Origin of the sequence: Ancylomarina sp., assembly GCF_041555295.1 — a bacterium.
Classification (GTDB): Bacteria; Bacteroidota; Bacteroidia; order Bacteroidales; family Marinifilaceae; genus Ancylomarina.
The window spans coordinates 1-3,097 of record NZ_JBFFKR010000342.1 but is presented as its reverse complement, the minus strand read 5'-3'; the positions used below and the strand labels follow the sequence as shown (position 1 = coordinate 3,097).

2 protein-coding genes are annotated in these 3,097 nt (G+C 38.9%); both read right to left on the bottom strand.

Features of this window, described 5'->3' with window-relative positions; translation table 11 throughout:
* Nucleotides 1-2,764: hypothetical protein (locus ABY905_RS15615; protein ID WP_372645546.1), on the bottom strand; the 2,764-nt coding region annotated here is incomplete at its 3' end.
* Nucleotides 2,765-2,768: 4 nt separating this feature from the next.
* A partial coding sequence (locus ABY905_RS15610) for a lipocalin family protein (protein ID WP_372645544.1) occupies nucleotides 2,769-3,097 on the bottom strand: 329 nt, incomplete at its 5' end.

The window sequence follows — 3,097 nt, the reverse complement described above, 5'->3', positions numbered from 1 at the left end:
CTGTTTTTTTCTTAAACATCAGTTTACTGGCAATCATATCGAACGTTTCGGTATCCATAAGGGTGAGTTCCTGCCCCTGAAAAGCCGCCGCACCACGAATGGTAGATTGTTTAAGAGAATAATCGCTTTTAAGATAGGTCTCTCCAGCCAAATGAAATTCACCTTTCCCTTTGAATGATTTTAGCATTGGGATGATGGTGTCAACCGAAGGAATCAGGTCAATCAATTCAGCCACATCAATATCTAAAAGGTGAAAATCGATGCCGGAAAAAAGGTGGTTTTTTCTGTCGGAACGGTACATAGCTGTTAACTGCATATTGGCTGCCTTACTTGTAAAACCCATTTGATCCAGAATAAGAGTACCATCCTTAACGGTTAGTCCACCTTTAATATTTTCGATAATGTTATCATTGATGATAGTCTGATCAATTGTTGTATTTAATCGAATTTCGACACCTTTGGGTACCATAAAGGGATCGTCTTCGGACGTAACAGCTGTATTGCTCGCAAGAGTTGAGTCTTGACTACCCATGCCGTTAAAAATGTTCATCAGCTGATAGATATCGGTATTTTTAGAGACTAAATTAAAGTTCCCTTTAAGCAGTGCCTGATGGTTTAGATATTTAGAGATGTCGGTCAGTTGACCGCTAAGGCTAAAGTCGGAATCACCTAAAATTAAATCAGCTTTCTTAATCTCCATAGTGTCTGGATTAAGTGTAAACGATATGTTTGGAATTTGCCCCTTCAGCTGTTTACCTAAGTCGTAAATGGCATCGGAGAAACGGATAGTCACTTTGGGCTGCCATTTAAGGATAACATTATTTTGTGAGTCGTCGTACTTTAAATTCGTTTTAGCATACAACTTTTTAGCATCAAAAATAGTCGAGTCTTTGCTAGCGATAATAAGTTCCTGACTATTCATGGTAGAATTGATAAGCGCAATCTCTTGTTTTGCTTCAAGTTCAGGAGCATAGGCAAATTGTCCCTCTGCATGATTGGCTTTAAGGGATAAGGTGTCGGCCACAGCATAAAGGCTGCTAAATTTAAAACGACAGGACGACAGGGGTGCAGAAAGGTTTTTTGCCAGTTGATTAATATCGGCAGACAGCTCAATATTTTCACTCATAGCATGCTTACTTGGTGACATCTCGATATTCAGCTTTGGTGCATCCATTTTGATCTTGGCAAACTTAAGGTTTTTGTCTGCTCTGCTTTGGCTGGGTAAATCAAGCTTCAGCTTTGCCGAAGGTAAATCTACCTTTATACTGTCCTCATAGATGGCATAAAAGTTCTGAATCTCGAAATCGCCACTGAAATAGATGCGGTGATAGGCCTCCTTATCCAAATCAGACTGAGTGAATCGGGTATGCAGATTCCCCTTAAGCGATCCCTTAAGACTGATGTTTTGATCTTTGGGTATAAAGGGTTTAAAATCGACTAAGTTAAAATCCCCATTTGAATGGATGTTGTAGACTGGACTTTCCAAAATGTCCGAAATTTCTCCTTCTACAGAAAGGCTGCTCTGCGCTATTTGGGCAGAACTGCTATAGATTGTAATAGACGAAGCCTGTTTTTTATTCATATCCACCAAGGTCGACATGGATAATTCAATGGCCTTCACTGTAGGATAACCCGTATATTTAAGTTCGCCCTTAGTGTATTTCATATTGGCGTTTACCATGGGCATGCTTGTGTTAGACAAAAGCCCTTTTACCGATCCTGAAACTTTGGCAAAGCCCTTAGCGCTTATATCTTTTAACGGCTCCGAATAGGCTTTAGGTACAAGAGCTATCACTTTTTCAATATCCAATTCCCCGGTCGAGTAGCTCAGGTCGGTCTCTATAGAATAATCTTTTAAGACTTTTACAAGACCATCAAATGAGATGGCGTGTTTGTCCTTAATAAGAAGATTGGCCTCTTTAAAATCATAGCTGTTTTCGGATAAGTTAAGACCCAAAGGCAAGTGGCTGTCAACTTTCATCTCAGATAAAAGGGTATCACCAGCCAGTGCAAAGGTCATGGCCTGGCAGACAAGCTTGACATCAGAATTGAATCGGTTTTTGTCCTTAGCCTTCGACTTAATTTTCAGATCACAATCCCTGGCATTAAGATAAAGCGTCATTGAGTCGGATGTTTGAAACAGCAATCGATTTAATTGCATATCCAAATCAAAAGACTGTTTCTCCTTGCTGTTTTTAAACTCGAGCGTAGCATTTAAATTTCTAATATCAGCCTTTCTAAATGTTGACTCATCCGTATAATTGGCATTGCAATTCTTAAATTCCACATTGCTAATATCGATATCACCCAAGGATGAGGCTTCAGAATCGGCTTCTGTTGGATCGAAACTGCTTTTTAAAATATCGAAATTAGAGTGGCCAAGCGAGTCTATTTTGAAATTCAAATAAGCATCTTCAACAAGAAAGGGATTAAGCGTTATATTGCCGTCGAATAAGTACGACATAACATTTAACGATGCAAAGCATTTGGGTGAGTATAAGAGCGTATCCGTTTTCGAGGTATCCGTATTCTCTGTTAAACAGATATTTGTAAGCTCAATACCCAAAAACGGATAGGTACTAAAAAAAGTGGGTTCAACTTTCTCGATCATCGTATTGCAGGCTAAATATTCTTTTGCCTGCTTATTAACGATTGGGCTTAATTTTTCGGGTGTAAAAAGATACCACATACCTATTGCTGCAGCAAGTATCAATACAAAAACCAATCCCAGTAAAGCTATTCCAACTTTTTTTAATATTCGCATCTTATTATTGTTTGCTGAAGGATGTTATTTCTCCGTAAGCGTCTTGATACGCCATTGATGAAGCCGTTAAGTTGGTAATGGTGTATACCTTTGGAACATTACCTCCACTCACGATGATATGAATTTGCTCTAACTGATCTTTATCTATAGTCCAGGTAAATTCTTGAGCTTCTGATTCTTTAACATCATCAGCAGTATCCCAGGTAGCACCTGATTTATCTAAATCGTATCTCTCGAACAAAGTTCCACTTTTCCATTTTCCAATAATTAACGACTCATCAAAATTGGGTTGAGTTTCTTCGTCTGTAGTACATGAGGTTGAGAAAAGTGCTG